16 protein-coding genes are annotated in these 16,440 nt (G+C 70.3%); 6 read left to right on the top strand and 10 right to left on the bottom strand.

Going from position 1 to position 16,440, the window contains the following annotated elements; all coding sequences use genetic code 11:
• Positions 1-4 precede the first annotated feature (4 nt).
• Positions 5-1,654, bottom strand: coding sequence for a sensor histidine kinase (locus tag AC1RSI_RS05175; protein WP_154726749.1), 1,650 nt, complete (start codon positions 1,652-1,654; stop codon positions 5-7).
• Positions 1,655-1,897: 243 nt separating this feature from the next.
• Here AC1RSI_RS05175 and AC1RSI_RS05170 point away from each other — a divergent pair, with 243 nt between their 5' ends.
• From AC1RSI_RS05170 to AC1RSI_RS05160, 3 genes are all read left to right on the top strand, one after another.
• Positions 1,898-2,347 carry a SufE family protein gene (locus tag AC1RSI_RS05170; protein ID WP_008259705.1) on the top strand — a complete coding sequence of 150 codons (450 nt, stop codon included), beginning with the start codon at positions 1,898-1,900 and terminating at the stop codon, positions 2,345-2,347.
• Between the two features lie 165 nt (positions 2,348-2,512).
• Complete coding sequence (locus tag AC1RSI_RS05165) at positions 2,513-3,478, top strand: glucosamine inositolphosphorylceramide transferase family protein (protein WP_008261125.1); 966 nt, start codon at positions 2,513-2,515, stop codon at positions 3,476-3,478.
• Positions 3,479-3,482: 4 nt separating this feature from the next.
• A complete protein-coding gene (locus tag AC1RSI_RS05160) occupies positions 3,483-4,643 on the top strand; it encodes a glycosyltransferase family 4 protein (protein ID WP_008261799.1) in 1,161 nt (386 codons plus the stop codon).
• Positions 4,644-4,650: 7 nt separating this feature from the next.
• Here the strand turns inward: AC1RSI_RS05160 and AC1RSI_RS05155 are convergent, their stop codons facing one another.
• Complete coding sequence (locus AC1RSI_RS05155) at positions 4,651-5,250, bottom strand: class I SAM-dependent methyltransferase (protein ID WP_008262235.1); 600 nt, start codon at positions 5,248-5,250, stop codon at positions 4,651-4,653.
• An 83-nt stretch (positions 5,251-5,333) separates the two neighbouring features.
• Positions 5,334-7,421 carry a TonB-dependent siderophore receptor gene (locus tag AC1RSI_RS05150; RefSeq protein ID WP_154726750.1) on the bottom strand — a complete coding sequence of 696 codons (2,088 nt, stop codon included), beginning with the start codon at positions 7,419-7,421 and terminating at the stop codon, positions 5,334-5,336.
• A 50-nt stretch (positions 7,422-7,471) separates the two neighbouring features.
• Between AC1RSI_RS05150 and AC1RSI_RS05145 the strand changes: the two genes are divergently transcribed.
• On the top strand, positions 7,472-8,671 hold the full coding sequence (locus AC1RSI_RS05145; protein ID WP_008264380.1) for an acetyltransferase domain-containing protein: 1,200 nt from the start codon (positions 7,472-7,474) through the stop codon (positions 8,669-8,671).
• A 2-nt stretch (positions 8,672-8,673) separates the two neighbouring features.
• Here AC1RSI_RS05145 and AC1RSI_RS05140 read toward each other — a convergent pair whose 3' ends face one another.
• Together AC1RSI_RS05140 and AC1RSI_RS05135 are read right to left on the bottom strand one after the other, a co-directional pair.
• Positions 8,674-9,384, bottom strand: coding sequence for a DUF6456 domain-containing protein (locus AC1RSI_RS05140; protein ID WP_154726751.1), 711 nt, complete (start codon positions 9,382-9,384; stop codon positions 8,674-8,676).
• On the bottom strand, positions 9,381-9,737 hold the full coding sequence (locus tag AC1RSI_RS05135) for a helix-turn-helix domain-containing protein (RefSeq protein WP_050771595.1): 357 nt from the start codon (positions 9,735-9,737) through the stop codon (positions 9,381-9,383). Before AC1RSI_RS05135 ends, AC1RSI_RS05140 begins: the two co-directional genes overlap by 4 nt.
• Positions 9,738-10,119: 382 nt before the next feature.
• On the opposite strand from AC1RSI_RS05135, the gene ctrA reads away from it, so the two are divergent.
• The gene (ctrA, locus tag AC1RSI_RS05130) at positions 10,120-10,821 is read left to right on the top strand and encodes a response regulator transcription factor CtrA (RefSeq protein ID WP_008260932.1); all 702 of its coding nucleotides are present in this window, start codon (positions 10,120-10,122) and stop codon (positions 10,819-10,821) included.
• 55 nt (positions 10,822-10,876) lie between these two features.
• Here ctrA and AC1RSI_RS05125 read toward each other — a convergent pair whose 3' ends face one another.
• Positions 10,877-12,199 (bottom strand): sensor histidine kinase, encoded by a 1,323-nt coding sequence (locus AC1RSI_RS05125; RefSeq protein WP_154727035.1) that lies wholly within the window; start codon positions 12,197-12,199, stop codon positions 10,877-10,879.
• Positions 12,187-12,903 (bottom strand): response regulator, encoded by a 717-nt coding sequence (locus AC1RSI_RS05120; RefSeq protein ID WP_008262223.1) that lies wholly within the window; start codon positions 12,901-12,903, stop codon positions 12,187-12,189. The genes AC1RSI_RS05125 and AC1RSI_RS05120 overlap by 13 nt, the downstream gene beginning before the upstream one ends.
• Before the next feature lie 193 nt (positions 12,904-13,096).
• Here AC1RSI_RS05120 and AC1RSI_RS05115 point away from each other — a divergent pair, with 193 nt between their 5' ends.
• Complete coding sequence (locus tag AC1RSI_RS05115) at positions 13,097-13,321, top strand: hypothetical protein (protein WP_008262985.1); 225 nt, start codon at positions 13,097-13,099, stop codon at positions 13,319-13,321.
• Between the two features lie 68 nt (positions 13,322-13,389).
• Here the strand turns inward: AC1RSI_RS05115 and AC1RSI_RS05110 are convergent, their stop codons facing one another.
• The 3 genes from AC1RSI_RS05110 to fliI form a co-directional block, all read right to left on the bottom strand.
• Positions 13,390-14,466, bottom strand: coding sequence for an endo-1,4-beta-xylanase (locus tag AC1RSI_RS05110; RefSeq protein ID WP_008263348.1), 1,077 nt, complete (start codon positions 14,464-14,466; stop codon positions 13,390-13,392).
• Positions 14,467-14,648: 182 nt separating this feature from the next.
• Positions 14,649-15,059: a flagellar export protein FliJ gene (locus AC1RSI_RS05105; protein WP_008262669.1), complete on the bottom strand. Its 411-nt coding sequence runs from the start codon at positions 15,057-15,059 to the stop codon at positions 14,649-14,651.
• Between the two features lie 4 nt (positions 15,060-15,063).
• The gene (gene fliI / locus AC1RSI_RS05100; RefSeq protein ID WP_008260293.1) at positions 15,064-16,407 is read right to left on the bottom strand and encodes a flagellar protein export ATPase FliI; all 1,344 of its coding nucleotides are present in this window, start codon (positions 16,405-16,407) and stop codon (positions 15,064-15,066) included.
• Positions 16,408-16,440 lie beyond the last annotated feature (33 nt).

Genomic DNA, 16,440 nt, shown 5'->3' with positions numbered 1-16,440 from the left:
ACGGTCAGGGCGCGACGAGGTCTTCGACCGGCGCCTCGTCCCGCGTCTCGACCGGTTCGATGGGGATGACCGGCAGCCGCACCATCACGGCCGTGCCTTCGCCCAGGGTGCTGTCGATGCTCATCCGGCCGCCGTGCAGTTCGGTCAGGGACCGGACCAGCGACAGGCCCAGGCCCGTGCCCTGGGCCTTCTGGTCGGCGCCCCCGGCCTGTTCGAACGGACGGCCGACCCGTCGCAGATCCTCCGGCGCGATGCCGACGCCGGTGTCCGACACCACCAGCTCCAGATAGGGGCCGACCCCGTCCAGGGTCAGGGTGACGGACCCGCCGGTCGGGGTGAATTTGACTGCATTCGACAACAGGTTCAGCGCCATCTGCTTCAGGGCGCGGGCGTCCGCCTGGACCGTCAGGGGAATGGACGGCAGGACCGGCGCCAGATCGACCCCCTTGTCGTCGGCCTGGACGCGGACCAGGGCGACGGCGGCCGACACGGGGTCGCGCGCGTCCAGGGACTCCAGGGCCAGTTCGTAGCGTTCGGCCTCGATCTTCGACAGGTCCAGCACGTCGTTGATCAGGTCCAGCAGATGGCCGCCCGCCTGATGGATCGAGTCGGCGTAGCCAGCGTAGCGGTCGGGCAGGGGGCCGAACAGGCGCTGACGCATGATGTCGGCGAAACCGATCACGGCGTTCAGCGGGGTGCGCAGCTCGTGGCTCATATTGGCCAGGAAGCGGGTCTTGCCGGCGCTCTGGGCCTCGGCCTCGGCGCGGGCGCTCTCCAGGCCCAGTTCACGGGCGAACTGGGCGGTGCCGTCGAAGGCCTGGGCGATCAGGCGCGGCGGGTCGCCTCCGGAATCGCCGCCGGAATCCTGGCCGTGGTCGAACCGCCGCAGGATCATGACGACGCGCCGGTCCAGGGCCAGGCGCGGGCTGAACAGGATCTCGGCCGTCTGGCCGGCGGCGGCCCGCTGAAGCGCGGCGGCGACGGCGGGGCGGTCGGGGGCGTGGACGGCGGCGATCAGGCCCTGGTTCACCAGGGCGTCGATGGAGACCGACGGCGGCGGCGCGCCCCAGGCGGCGACGGCGCGGCCGGCCGGATCGAGCAGCAGGGTCAGGCCGGGCTGGGCGTTCAGCACCGCCTCGACCCGGCGGCTGTTCGCCTCGGCGAGGGTCAGGCGTTTGCGGCGCTCGTTCCAGGTCAGGCCGATGGCCGAGGCGGTGGCCGCCACGGCCAGCAGGCCGGAGACGGCGGCCAGGACCGGCGGCTGGGCCTCGGCGCCGTTCAGCAGCGACGAAATCAGGCCCGAAACCAGCGGCAGGACCAGGGCGGCGATCCCCAGCCGGGTCAGACGGTCGTCGCCGATCCGCGGGTGGTCCAGCACGATGCCCGCGGCCAGGGGCATGACCAGCAGGCCGGGCACCGCCCCGGTCGCCCCGCCGGTCAGGCCGGCCGCCGCCACCGACGCCAGCAGCCAGCCTCCCATCAGGACGAATCTCAGGCCGATGGAATCGCGCACCATCAGCATCACCCCGCCGATGCCGGGCAGGGCCGTCAGCAGCAGGGCGGCCAGCACATTGTCCGGCAGTCCGCCGAGGCTCTGGGCCGCAAAGGCGGTCACGCTGGCCGCCACCGCCCAGCAGGCGTGCCACAGGGCCAACAGCGATGACGGGACCGCCGTCGCCGAACGCGCGGCGTTCGTCGTGGAGGGGGTCTGCCGTGACTGTGGCGGGTGGACGTACAAGCGTTCTGGCCGTTGTTGCTCGTCTGGAGCCTAAACCGGCCGCCGAGTCGGTGCGAGGCCGCTCCCGTTCCAGGCGATATCCGAACCCGCGTTCACCATGAATATCGGGGGACAAAACAGCCAGTTGTCGTTAACGGCCGCGCGGCCTATCTGGCGGCCATGACCCAGCGCACGCCCCCGACCGACAGTCTTGACCAGACCCTGGCCGAACTGGCCGAGGATTTCGACCTGCTGGGCGACTGGGAGCAGCGGATCGAATATGTGATCGAACTGGGCAAGGGCCTGGCCCCGCTGGACCCGGCCGACTGTATCGAGGCCAACCAGGTGCCCGGATGCGCCGCCCGGGTCTGGCTGGCGACCCAGGTCGAGGGCGACCGCCTGTGGTTCGCCGCCGACAGCGACAGCGCCCTGTCCAAGGGCAATATCGCTCTGCTGCTCAAACTCTATTCCGGCCGCACCCCGGCCGAGATCCTGGCCTTCGACGCCAAGGCCGCACTGGACCGTCTGGGCCTGCCCTCGGCCCTGACGCGCCAGCGCGCCAACGGCCTGAACAGCATGGTCGGCCGGATTCGAGAGGCGGCCCAGATCGCGAACGGGGCGGCGGGGTGAGGCCGCACGGATTTATTTCGCCCCACGCCTCGTTCTCGACGCCCTTCCTAAGGTAAAGCTTGATCGAGAGCGTCGAAGAACGTCGGGTCGGAACCAGGATGCGCGTGATTTCAGAACACTGCCGGTCGGTCGCCCCGCCGCCTCAGGCCGGCTGAGGACCGCGTCATGTTCGACCTGTGGCGTTCCGGTTTCATCCGACGTCCCCTGGCCGATGTCGTGGATCGCCCGCCCCGCCCGGACGAGATCGTCTGGCTGCCGGATGTCGGCCCCTACGCCTATCTGGCCGATCCGTTCGCGATCCAGCGGGACGGCGGGCTGACCGTCTTCGTCGAGGCGTTCGACTATCACCTCCGTCGCGGCCGGATCCGCTTCTATCGGTACGACGCCGATGACCGTCTGGTGGACCAGGGCCTGGCCCTGTCGGAGCCCTGGCACCTGTCCTATCCGACCCTGATCCAGGACGGAGACGCCCTCTATATGCTGCCTGAGGGCTACAAGAGCGGCGGCCTGATCCTGTATCGCTGCGTCCGGTTTCCCGATCAGTGGCAGGCCGTCGCGCGCCTGGGTGAGGCGGCGGCCATCGACCCGACCGTGGTCCGCCACGACGGCCGGTGGTGGCTGTTCTACGCCCTGGCCGGGCCGGACGACCGGGCGATGCGTGAACTCCATGCGGCCTGGGCCGAGACCCTGACCGGTCCCTGGACGCCCCATCCCGGCAATCCGGTGATGCGCGGCCTGGACGTCTCGCGTCCGGGCGGCACGGCCTTCGTGCAGGACGGCGCCGTCCATCTGCCGGTTCAGGATTGCGCCGCCGCCTATGGCGTGGCGATCAATCTGCTGCGGATCGACGCCCTGTCGCCCCGGACGTTCGCGGCCTCGACGGTGCGGCGGTTCGAGCCGGGCGATCTGTCGCCGGGCTTTTCCGACGGGCTGCACACCCTGTCCGGCCTGGGCGGCGTCACCTGTATCGACGTCAAGGCCGAGCGCCGGTCCGCCGTCGAGCCCTGGCTGAAGGCCAGTTTCAAGCTGCGGCGTCTGTTGGGCGTGAACGGCCCGCGCGGGCGGCGCGCCACGGGGGCCGTCGCCTACCCCGAGATGTTCACGGCGTCCCCTGGTCGGAAGGAAGATTGAGGCCATGCGTATCGCCGTCATCCTGCCGCGAGGCTGCGACTTCTGCCCTGAGAAGGGCAATTCGATGGAAACCGTGGTCCGCACCCTGTCGGGCTACAGCCGGCTTCAGGCGGCCGTGACCCTGATCTGCGACGCGGGCGGCCCGACGCCGGCCGGTACGCACACCCTGACCGTTCCGGCGGGCCTGGGGCGCAAGGCGCGCAATGCCGCGGTGGGGCGGATTCTGACGACCCTGAACCCGGCCGTCGTCGAATACCACCAGCAGCTCAAGGCGGCGTCCGAAATGACCCGCAGCCTGCCCCAGGCGACCCATGTCCTGTACCGCCACACGCGGATCCGACCCGCGCACAATCCGATAGACGCCTGGCGCTACGGCCGTCGGCTGGCCCGTTTCGACCGTCTGGTCTTCGTCAGCGAGGCCGCGGGTCAGGAGTTCGCGGCCGACTATCCGCGCCTGGCGGACCGGGTGGCGGTCGTGTCCAATCCCATCGACGTCGAGGCCTGGCGGGCTGATCCAGAGACGCGCGAGAAACTGATCCTGTTCTGCGGCCGCGCCCTGCCGGAAAAGGGGCTGGACCTGTTCTGCCAGGCTCTGGCCGAGACGCTGGACCGTCATCCCGACTGGCGCGGCGCCCTGGTGCTGGGCGAATGGGACCGGAACAGCGACTGGGCCGAGCCCCATGTGCGGCTGCTGGACCGGTTCGGCGATCGGGTCGAGATCCACAAGTCGGCGTCGCTGGTCCAGGTGCAGGCCGTGACGCGCCGCGCCGCCATCGCCGCCACGCCGTCGCGCGTCCGCGAGGCCATGGGGCTGACCGCGCTCGAGGCGCACGCGGCCGGGGCGGCCCTGATTTCGTCGGGACGCGGCGGCCTGCGTGAGGCCAGCGGCGACCACGCGGTCTATGTCGGGGTTGAGGACGCCCGGTCCCTGGCCGACGCCATGAACCGGCTGATCGAGGACCCGCAGGCGCGTCTGGCCCTGGCGCGCGGCGGCCAAGCCTTCGTCGAACAGGTCCATTCTCCGGCCGCCCGTGCGGCGGAACTGGACGCGCTGCGCGAAACCCTGGCGGACCGGTCCGGCGCCGGCCAGCCCCGGAGGCGGCGGTTCTGGCCGTCGGCGCTGCCCGGGTTGGGCGTGTCGCGCAGGGGCCGTTCCTTCCCCTGACGCCGGATCAGGCGCGGCGGATCAGACTGTCGTAGACGTGGGTCACGGCGTCGAACCCCACCCGCGTCGGCCGATCGCCCAGGGGGGCGGGGGCGAAGGCGGGGGCGGTCAGGCCCGCCGCCACCGGGTCGTCGATCTTGTCGGTGTTCCAGCCCAGCAACAGCCGCCCGCCGGGACGCAAGACCGCCGCCAGGGCCGCCAGGGCCCGCCGCTGCTGCTCGGGGCTGTCCACCCCATAGCCCAGCACCCCGTTGCAGACGACGGCGTCGAACGTCAGGTCGCCGAACAGAGCGTCGGCCTCGCAGACGTCGCCGGTGCGGTGGCGGCCCTTGCGGCCCCAGCGTTCTGCGGACGGGTCGATGTCGGTGGTCCAGACCTCGCCGCCGTTCGCCTCCAGCGCCGCATAGTCGTCCAGCGTATATTCGCGACACCCGACCCACAGGATGCGTCCGCCGTCGGCGGCCAGGGCGGGCACATAGCTTTCCGCCATCACACGCCGATCCGGCAGGCCGCGAATCCGCCGCGCCTTGGCGGAGCGCGCCCCATTGGGGGCGGCCCCGGGGGCCAGTCTGGACATCACGCCCTTGATGTAGCGTCCCAATCCCACGCGCGTCTCCCCTCGATCCAAGACCGCCGTGTTATCGGGACGGCGCGCGTCTGCCAATCGTTCCGACCCGCGCCCCCCGCCCGTCAGAGCGCGATCCGCAGCGAGGCGCGCAGGCTGCGGGGGGCGCCGGGGAAGATCCACAGGGCGCTGTAGGAACTGGCGGCGTAGCGTTCGTCGAACAGGTTGTCGATCTCGACCCGCGCCGTGACCTGGGGCGTCAGGCCATATTCGACCGCCGCCTTGGCCTTCCAGTAGGCGGGCAGCCGCACCCCGTCGGTGGTCAGGGTCGCGGCCCGGTCGCCGACATAGGCGGCGCCGGCCGTCATCGACCAGTCCGTGCCGTGGGTCGTGGCGAAACGACCGACCACGAACAGCGAGCCGGAGTGTTCCGGCACGTTCAGGACCTTGTCGGTGGCGAAGGCCTTGTCGTCGGCCTTGGCGTCGGTCCAGGCGTAGTTGGCGACCACCTGCCAGGCCTCGCCCACCCGCACCGACCCGTCCAGCTCGATCCCGCGCGAGGTCAGCTTGCCGACCGGCGCCAGATAGTTAGCGTCCACCGGGTCGCTGGTCAGGATGTTGGTCTTCTCGATGTCGAAGACGGTGGCGGCGAGGTCGATTCTCTCCCAGGCGCCGGACAGGCCGATCTCATAGCCCTTGCCTTCTTCGGGCGTGAAGCCGGCGCCGGTCCGGCCCGTGCCGGAGTTCAGCACGAAGGACTGGCCATAGCTGGCGTGGGCGGTCAGGGCGTCGGTCAGGCGATAGCGGGCGGCGAAGCGATAATCGACCGGGCTGTCCTTGTTCTCGCCCACGGCGCCGGTGCGGTTGTTGCGGATGGTCTGGCTGTAGTCGTCCCAGCGCAGGCCCGCGACCAGGCTGAGGCGGTCGTTCACCTCCCACAGGTCCTGGGCGTACAGGGTGACGACCTCGCGCGTTTCCAGATTGTCGGTGAAGGGCAGGGGCGTGGGGCTGGGGACCGCGCCATAGACGGGGTTGAACAGGTCGATCGGATAGGGGTTGGCCGCCGTCGGATTGATCCTCAGCCACTTCTCGCCATAGGTCAGCTGATAGGCCTTCACCCCGAAGCCCAGAGTGTGCACGCCCAGGCCGGTCGCCACCACGCCGTTCAGCTCCAGCCGGGCCGACAGGTCCTCGACGGTGAAGTCGCGACCCCGGCGCTGGCGCCACAGCGTCTCGCCGACCAGGCGCGAATGGTCGCTGGACAGGCCCTTCAGCGAGCCGCCCCGCCAGGCCACCCCGCCGTTCAGGCTCCAGTTGTCGCTGATCTGGTACTCGCCGGTGATCTGGTGCCGTTCGTTGCGGAACCGCGTCGGGCCGTCGCTGGGCTCGCCGTAGTAGTTCGACTCCGGCAGGGCCAGGGCGTCGCCGTTCACGGCGGGCATGCCGCGGTCGAACAGGGTCGAGAAGACCGTGAACTCGCCCACATAGGTCAGGCGGAGGGCGTCGTTGGGCCGCCAGGTCAGGGACGGGGCGACCGAGGTGCGATCCATCCCGACATGGTCGCGCCAGCCGCTGCTGGTCTCGCCCGCCAGCACCAGCCGCCCGGCCAGGCTGTCCGACAGGGGGCCGGTCACGTCCAGTTCGCCTCGCCGCACGCCGAAGGAGCCGACCGTGCCGGTGAAGACGGCGTCGGGGGTGAAACGCGGGGTCTTTGAGACGATATTGATCCGGCCCGCCGGGTCGATGTCGCCGAACAGGGCGCCGGCCGGCCCCTTCAGCACCTCGATCCGCTCGGCCGTGGCCGGGTCGCGCGGCGGGGCCATGCCCCGGTTGGCCAGGAAGCCGTCGACATAATATTCGGCCCCGCCGTCGGGCGTGCCCAGGAAGCCGCGGATAGCGAAATTGTCCATCACCCCGCCGCGGTTGTTCTGCTGGCTGACGCCGCTGACCAGCTCCAGGGCGTCGGACAGGCGTGTGGCGCCGACGGCGTGCAGCAGGTCGCTTTCGATCGACCGGCTGGACGGCGACATCCGCTCGGTCACTGCGCCGACGCCCAGGGTACGGTCATGCGGCGACGCCCGACGGCCCAGAACCACGATCTCGCCCACCGTTGTGGCTTCTGCGGGTTCCGGCGCCGCTTCCAGAACAGGGGCGGCTTCGGCGTTGGCGGCGGCCAGAAGGCACAGGCTGGCGCAGCTCGAAAGCAGGGACACGTGATACTCCGTTGAAACGTTATAAAGTATCGGCTATCCGCTTCCGCCTGATGATGTCAACCGCCGCAACGCTTGCGCCCGCTTCCGTCGCCCCGCCCGAACAGGTCCGTTCGGGCGGCCGTATCCGTTCCATCGACGCCCTGCGCGGCCTGGTCATCCTGCTGATGCTGGTGGACCACGCGCGGGAGTTCTTCTTCATCCACGCCCAGGTCTCGGACCCGATGAACCTGGAGACGACGTCTCCGGCCCTGTTCTTCACCCGGCTGTCGGCCCATCTGTGCGCACCGGTGTTCATCGCCCTGACGGGACTGGGCGCCTGGCTTTACGGCAACGGCCGAGGGGGAGGGGCGGTCGGCGCACGGGCGGCGTCCGACTTCCTGCTGAAACGCGGCCTGTTTCTGGTGGTGCTGGAACTGACGCTGGTCGGCTTCGGCTGGAGCTTCTCCTTCACGCCCCAGATCATCTATCTCCAGGTCATCTGGGCCATCGGCCTGTCGATGATCGCCCTGGCCGCCCTGGTGCATCTGCCGCGTCCGGTCCTGATCGCCGTGGGGCTGGTCATCGTCCTGGGCCACAATCTGCTGGATCCCATCACGATCGCGGCGGGCCAGCCGGGTCATGTCCTGTGGGCGGTGCTGCACGACCGCACCCTGATCGACCTGCCCTGGGGCGGTCAGGTGCGGACCTCCTATCCCCTGCTGCCCTGGATCGGGGTGGCGGCCCTGGGGTACGGGATCGGACCGTGGTTCGTCGGGGATGCGTCGCTGCGTTTGCGGCGACTGGTCCTGACCGGCTTGACCGCCCTGACGCTGCTGATCGTGCTCCGGGGCCTCAATGTCTACGGCGACCCGACGCCCTGGGCCGTCCAGGCCACGCCGCTGCACACCGTCATGAGCGTGCTGAACCTGACCAAATATCCGCCGTCGGCCGATTTCATCCTGTTGACGCTGGGCCTCGGCGCCCTGTTTCTCGCAGGCCTGGAACAGGCGCCGTCCCGATTGACGGGCGTTCTGGCCGTGTTCGGCGGGGCGCCGCTGTTCTTCTATCTGATCCACATCTACGGGCTGCACCTGGTCTATCTGTCGGCCCTGGCCCTGTTCGGCGCCAATCAGGGCGACGGCTTCGGCGTGCCGAACGTCGCCTGGCTGTGGCTGTTGGCCGCCGGGGTCGCCGTGCCCTGCTGGTACGCCTGCCGCTGGTTCGCCGGCGTCAAACGGCGCAGCCCGCACGCCTGGATGAAATACCTGTGACCTCACCCGATCCCATAGTGGTCCGCCAAGGCCTGTAGCGCCTGTTTCAGCAGGGTCTTGCCCTGGCGGCGGCGCAGGCCCAGGCCGGTTTCGGCCAGTTTCAGACTGTCGCCGTGAACACAGATCCGCGTCAGCATGGGGCGCAGGCGCGGGCCGACGGCGGTCAGGGCCTCTTCGACGCGCCGGGCGGCCGACAGGGCGCGGTCGCCGGGTTCGACCCGCGCCGCAGAACCGGCTCCGGCGCGCGGCAGGGCGTCCCAGCGCATGGTCAGGGACGGGCCGGCGCGGGCCTGTTCCACCTCGGTGCGCAGGCGTTCGCCGGCGGCGGCCTCGGCCGGGGTCAGCCAGGGTCGGCCGGCCGCGTCCCGGCGGCGCGCCAGCCAGGCGATGGGGCTTTCGCCCAGGTTGGCGGCGTGACGGATCATGCGGCCCTCTGCGTCGATCAGGGTGCGCTGGCCGTCGATGACGCCGGGTCGGCCCGGCGGGGCGGAGGGGCCTTCGCAGCCGGACGGGCGCGCGACCCAGCCGCCCTGGGGGCGACGGCGCAGGCCGGGCCGGTCGATCAGGGCGCGGAACTCGGGCTCGGCCAGGGTCAGGCTGACGCGGCCGCGCCGGTCGGCGCCCAGCCGCAGCGCATAGACCCCGTGTTCGGCCGACAGCCAGGCGCCGGACCGGACCAGCAGGTCACGTGCGCGTTCGACCGCGCGGCTCATTGCGGCATCTCCCAGCGCGGCGCGTCGTACAGGCCCGCGATACAGGCCTCCAGCTGTTCCAGCAGGTCGTCGATGGCGCGGCTGTCGCGTTCGTCCTCCACCCAGCGGCAGGCCGCACTGACCGTCGTGCGGTTCATGCCGAACACATGGCCGACCCGTTCCAGCGTCCAGCCGAAGGCGATGTGGGACAGGTACATGGCCAGCCAGCGCGCGCGTGAACTGAGCGGGTCGAGCCGTCCGCGCGCCGTCATCCGGTCGGGCAGGGCGCCGGTGCGCGCCGCCACCAGATGCACCGCCAGCCCGGCCTTGGTCCGGTCCTCCTCGCCGACCGGCGCCCTGTAATCCTCCAGCATCACTCTCTCCCATCACAAACCTGATGCGCCATCCTAGATCGACGCGGCGCCTGTGATAGGAATATGATCCTATTCGACGTCAGAAGCGGACGTGAAGCCAGAACCGCCTTGGGGTTGTGATCGGCCCGGTCGGCGACCTGGGCCTCGGAGCCGCGAATGCGAAACCGGGGCCGGCGCGGGGGGGGGGCGGGAGGGAAACATGGTTAATTAATTTCGAATCGTTGACTCCAGACTCTCGACGGCGATTCGCAAATCAGCTTAGGAACGACTCAATGGCTCGGCGTTAACCCTTCTTAAGGTTTTCGGGTCTTAACCTGCGAACAAGGTTACCCAACCGTGTGGCTGGGTGGTTACCGCAAAGCTTTTGCCTGGAGGGGCACGAATGCGCGTCCTGTTGATTGAAGACGATCACGCAACTGCCCAAAGCATCGAATTGATGCTCAAGTCGGAAGGCTTCAATGTCTATACGACCGATCTGGGTGAAGAAGGCATCGATCTGGGTAAGATCTATGACTACGACCTCATTCTGCTTGACCTGAACCTGCCCGACATGAGCGGTCTGGAGGTCCTGCGCCAGCTTCGCGTCGGCAAGATCAATACGCCGGTCATGATCCTGTCGGGCAGCCACGAGATCGAGACCAAGGTCAAGACCTTCGGCGGCGGCGCCGACGACTATCTGACCAAGCCCTTCCACAAGGACGAGCTGATCGCGCGCACCCACGCCGTGGTCCGTCGCTCCAAGGGTCACGCCCAGGCGATCATCCACACCGGCGAGATCGCCGTGAACCTGGACGCCAAGACGGTCGAGGTGAACGGTCACCGCGTCCACCTGACGGGCAAGGAATACCAGATGCTGGAGCTGCTCTCGCTCCGCAAGGGGACCACCCTGACCAAGGAAATGTTCCTGAACCACCTGTACGGCGGCATGGACGAGCCCGAGCTGAAGATCATCGACGTCTTCATCTGCAAGCTGCGCAAGAAGCTGGCCACCGCCGCCGACGGCAAACACTACATCGAGACCGTCTGGGGCCGCGGCTATGTGCTGCGCGACCCGGCCGAAGGCGCCAACAGCGTCGCCGCCTGAAAAGCCGCCGACACCTGATCCTGAAACGCCCGCCGGAAACGGCGGGCGTTTTGCGTCAGGGGGCGTCGAACGCCACGACCGCCTCCAGGCCGCCGTCCTCGGCGTTGGCCAGGGTCAGCCGCCCGCCCGCGCCCTCGGCCATGCGCCGGGCGATGGTCAGGCCCAGGCCCGTGCCGCCGCTGTCGCGCGACCGGGACGGGTCCAGCCGGTAGAAGGGTTCGAACAGGGCCTCCAGCCGATCCTCGGGCACGCCCGGCCCGTGGTCGCGCACGATCAGGCGGGTGTTCGTCCCCTCGATCATCGCCGAGACCGTCGCGCTCCCGCCGTGGCGCACCGCATTGTCGATCAGATTGGTCAGGCAGCGGCGCAGGGCCTGGGGGCGGGTGGACAGGACGGCGCCGCACCCCTGGGCGAAGACGACCGGCTGACCGGCGTCGGCCGCGTCGTCGCACAGGGCCGACAGCAGGGCGTCCAGATCGACGGGAACCACCGGTTCGGGCGCCGTCTCGATCCGCGCCAGGTCCAGCCCCTCGCGCACCAGATGCTGCATGGCCGCCAGGTCGGCGATCAACTGCGCGCGCAGGCCGTCGTCGCCGATCTTCTCGACCCTCAGCCGCATCCGGGTCAGCGGGGTCTGCAGATCATGGGCCACCGCGGCCAGGACCCGGGTGCGTTCGGCGATCATGGCCCGCAGCCGGGTCTGCATGACGTTCAGGGCCGCCGCCGCCTGGCGCACCTCGCGCGCGCCTTCCTCCACCAGGGGCGGCCGGTCCAGGTCGCGGCCCAGGGCCAGGGCGCCGGCCGACAGCCGCGCCAGAGGAGCGGCGGCGCGGTGCGACGCCAGCCAGGCCGTGGCGATCACCGCCGCCAGACCGGCCGCCAGCAGGGCGGCGCTTTCGCCTCCCAGGCTCCAGGGGCGCGGCGCGGCGGGCAGGCTGACGGCGACGGGGGCCATGGCCGGGCCGCCGTCGGGCGTCAGGGTCAGGATGCGGCAGCGCAGCCGCTCGCCCGGATCGGCCCCGCAGACGGCGTCCGCCGCCTCATAGGCCCGCACGGTCACGCCGCTGACGCCGCGCCGGTCCAACGCCGCCGCCACCGCCTGGGTCAGGGCCGCGTCGGGCGGTCCCAGCCTCTGGCCCCGCGCCGGGGGCAGGCCGGCGGCCACGCCCGCGGCCGGATCGTCGTCCGACTGGGCCAGGTCGCCGATCCGCTCGGCCGTGGTGAACTCGTGCGCCCGCTTCAGCCCACGATGGTGGCCGACCTGAAGCGCCAGGAAGGTGACCGCCGCCGCCGCCATCGCCCCCACCAGCAGCAGCAGGAACAGCCGCACGGTCGATCCATCGGCGGCGCGGCCCACGTCGCGTCTCAGGCGCGCCATGTCACGGGTCCCGACAGCATATAGCCCAGGCTGCGCACCGTGCGGATCAGGGCCGGGTTGCGGGCGTCGTCGCCCAGTTTCTGGCGCAGGCGGCTGACTCTCAGGTCGATGGCGCGGTCGTCGGCGTCGGCCACGGTGGACAGGGCGCGGATCCGCTCGCGCGACAGGGGCCGGCCGCCGTTGCGCACCAGGGCGTGCAACAGGTCGAAATCGGCGCTGGACAGGGGCGCCAGCCGCCCGTCGGGCGCCGTCAGGGCGCGCGCGGCGATGTCCAGCGACCACCCTGAGAAGTCCGCGTGGCGGCCCTCGATCCTGTCCCGGTCATGGCCGGCGCGGCGCAGGACCGTGCGGATGCGCGCCACCAGTTCGCGCGGCTCGAACGGCTTGGCCATATAGTCGTCGGCGCCCATCTCCAGCCCGACGATCCGGTCGATGGGATCGCCGCGCGCGGTCAGCATGATGACCGGGGTGCGCGACGTGGCGCGGATGGCGCGGCACAGGCTCAGTCCGTCTTCGTCGGGCAGGTTCAGGTCCAGCACCACCAGATCCACCGGCCCGGCCTCCAGCGCGGCCCGCATCGCCCGTCCGTCGGCCGCCTTCACCGTGCGAAACCCGTGCTGTTCCAGATGTTCCGACAACAGATTGCGGATGTCGCGGTCGTCGTCGACGACCAGCAGGACGGGAAAGACGGCGGTCTGGGACATGGGCGTTCGGCGCAGGAAAGGACGGCGATCTGTCGTCCCGGCTCGTGGCCAAAGCGCGGCGGATACAGTCGGACACAAATCTGTTCGCCGACGACATGCGGCGACACCGAACGGACGCGAACCCGCCCGAGGGCGGCGCGAAACAGTGACTGTCCGACACGAGGCCGGACGTTCTCAACCAGAGAGACCTGAAATGAAATCCTTCCGCACCCCCGCCATCCTGGGCGCCGTCGCCACCGTCCTGCTGACCAGCGGCGCCGCCTTCGCCGGAACCGTGCCCGCCTCGACCGCATCCGCCGCGACCGCCCGCCCGGCCGCGACCTCGAGCGCCCGTCCGCAGCACCAGACCCGCAGCGCCCGTCACCACCGCGCCGAAACCCCGGCCAAGGTGAAGCCGGCCAAGCCCGGCAGGAAGTAAGACGGACGCACGCCCCCACATCCGTCGTACAGCGCCCGTCGGCCCCAGGCCGGCGGGCGTCGCTGCGTCTAGGCCCTGAAGGCTTCCGCCAGGGCCGCCGCCATCGGATTGGGCCGGCCGAAACTGTCGAAGGGGAGCGGTTTGTCGCGGCCGTCGTCCTTGTCGCCCTGGCGATACCAGCTGTCGGTGTCGCGCAGGCCCCAGACGGTGAAGGCGAACCGCTGCGCCGGGGGCAGGGCGGTGAAGGCCTCGGCCAGTTCCGTGACGCGGGCGGTCTGGCGGGCCAGCCGGTCGGCCTGGGACCGCAGATCCAGCGGGTTTTCCGTGCGCAGGGTGCAGTCCAGCTCGGACACATGGATGGGCAGGCCGAACTGGGCGATCTCGCGCATATAGGCGGCGATGACGCCGTCGGGGATGTCGATCCACAGGTGGGACTGAAGCCCCAGTCCCTGGAGCGGACACCCGGCCTTCAGCAGGCGTTCGACCAGTTTCAGGAACTGGGCGCCCTTGGCCGGGACGGATTCCTGGTTGTATTCGTTCAGGAACAGGACGCCGTCGGGGTCGGCGATCCGGGCTTTCTCGAAGGCGCGCAGCATATAGCCGTCGTGGCCGTAGCGGGCGCTCCAGTGGCAGTCGCGCAGGGCCGAACCGTCGTCCAGGATCGGCTCATTGACCACGTCCCAGCTGCGGACCTTGCCGCGATACCGGCCGGCCAGGGCGGCGATATAGCCGTCGAAGGCGCGGTCGAAGGCGGCGCCGGACAGGCCCGCGAACGCTTCCTTGCCCTGCGAGTACCAGATCAGGGTGTGGCCGTGCAGGGCCATGCCGTTCGCCTGGGCGAAGGCGGCGATCGCGTCCGAGCGGTCGAAGTTCGGCCGATCCAGGCCGTCGGCCAGGACATATTCCATCTTCATCTCCCACTCGGGCGTGAGCTGGGAGACATTGGCGCGGGCCAGGGCGACCCAGTCGGGGTCGTCGATCTGCATGGCCTTTATCGCCGCGCCGAAGGGGCAGGGGGCGACGGATTTCAGCGGGGGGACGTTCGGCGGGGTCGGTTCGGCCGAGATGCGGTCGCAGGCGGCCAGGGGCGCAGCCAGAGGAAGCGCGAGGCCCGAGGCGAGAACGGTGCGGCGCGAGATCGACATTCTATTCTCCCTCCCCCTGCGGGGGAGGGGGGCGAAGGCGTAGCCGAAGCCGGGTGGGCCGGGCCGGGCAAGGCCCCACAGACTTGGTTTGCCTCAAATCCGTGCGACGGCGCCTTGCCGCCCCCACCCCGTCGCTACGCGACGCCCCTCCCCCGCAGGGGGAGGGAGAAGCATGTTGGTTGTCAGACCGCACGTTTCCGCAGGCCCAGCTCGTCGAAGGCGGCGGTTTCGCGCTTGGCGACGGCGAGCAGCTTGTTCAGGCGGGTGGTTTCGGCGACGTGTTCGAACTTCTTCAGCTCTTCGAAAGCGCCGGTCAGGGCGTCGCGGGCCCCGGCCTCCTCGGCTTCGACCACGGTCAGGTCGCCCTCGGCGGCGGCCTTGCGGGCCTTCCAGCCGTTCAGATAGGCGGCCAGCATCATGCCGGCGTCGGCGTCCGCGCGGGCGCGCTCGCGTTCGATCTCGACCTCGGCGTCCAGAACGGCCAGGCGCATCTCGGCGGTGGCGCGGCGGGACGTGATCTCGGCAAGGCGTTTTTGAAGGGTCTCGACTTCGTAGTTGGAGATGCGGATCAGGGATTGGGCCCAAGCGGTCATTTCGTCACTCTCTGATCATGCCTTGGTTCAGGATGTGCTCGAGCCGGGTAAAGGAATCGGTAAGACGCGTGGCGTCGTCCTTGTCCTGGCTCAAAAAATCTTCCAGCGCGGGGTTCAGCGCGATGGCGCGGTCCACGATGGGGTCGGCCCCGGTGCGATAGGCGCCGATCTTGATCAGCTCTTCCATATTGGCATAGGCCGACAGGCACTGGCGGGCGCGCTTGTTCAGTTCGCGCTCGGGCGGGGTCTGGCAGGCGGGCATGGTGCGGCTGACGGATTTCAGCACGTCGATGGCGGGGAAGCGGCCGCGCTCGGCGATCTTGCGGTCCATCACGATATGGCCGTCGAGGATACCGCGCACGGCGTCGGCGATGGGCTCGTCATGATCGCCGCCGTCCACCAGGACGGTGAACAGGGCGGTGATGGGGGCCGCCGTCGTGCCGTCGGGCCGCACCGGTCCCGGCCCGGCCCGCTCCAGCAGTTTGGGCAGTTCGGTGAAGACGGTGGGGGTATAGCCCTTGGTCGTCGGCGGCTCGCCCGCCGCCAGGCCGATCTCGCGCTGGGCCATGGCGAAGCGGGTGACGCTGTCCATCAGGCACAGCACCTCCAGGTCCTGGTCGCGCAGATATTCGGCGATGGCCATGGTCATATAGGCCGACTGGCGGCGTTTCAGCGCCGGCTCGTCCGAGGTGGCGACCACGACGACGGCGCGTCTCAGCCCCTCTTCGCCCAGGGTCTCCTCCACGAACTCGCGCACCTCGCGGCCCCGTTCGCCGATCAGGCCGACCACGACGGCGTCGCAGGTGGCCTGTTTGGCCAGCATGGACAGCAGCACCGACTTGCCCACGCCCGAGCCGGCGAAGATGCCCAGGCGCTGGCCCCGGCAGGTGGTGGTGAAGACGTCCATGGCCCGCACCCCCAGGTCCAGCCGCTCGCCCACCCGGCCGCGCGAATGGGCCGGGGGCGGGGGGGCGCGCAGCGGATAGGGGACCGGCCCCTGGGGCAGGGGGCCCTTGCCGTCGATGGGATTGCCGAAGGCGTCGATGATCCGGCCCAGCCAGGCCGTGGTCGGGCGCACGCTGGCGGCCTGGTCGATGATGCGGATCTCGGCGCCGGGCGCCACCCCCTCGACAGGGCCGAACGGCATCAGCAGAGCCTTGGCGTCGCGGAACCCCACCACCTCGGCCGGCAGGGCCGTCTGCCCGCGCCGGCTGATCTCGGCCCGGGCCCCGACCGCCAGACGCGACAGGCCCCCGCGCGACTCGATCAACAGGCCCGAGACGCCCGCGACCTTGCCGGTGACGACCAGCGGATCGATCGCTTCGACGGCGGCGACGAGAGTGTGCAAGACGGACCCCAGGAACAGGCGTTAACCAGATGG

The organism is Brevundimonas sp. GW821-FHT10E09 (genome assembly GCF_058809375.1).
Note: the sequence above shows the minus strand (reverse complement) of the source record. Positions and strands in the feature narration are given on the sequence as shown.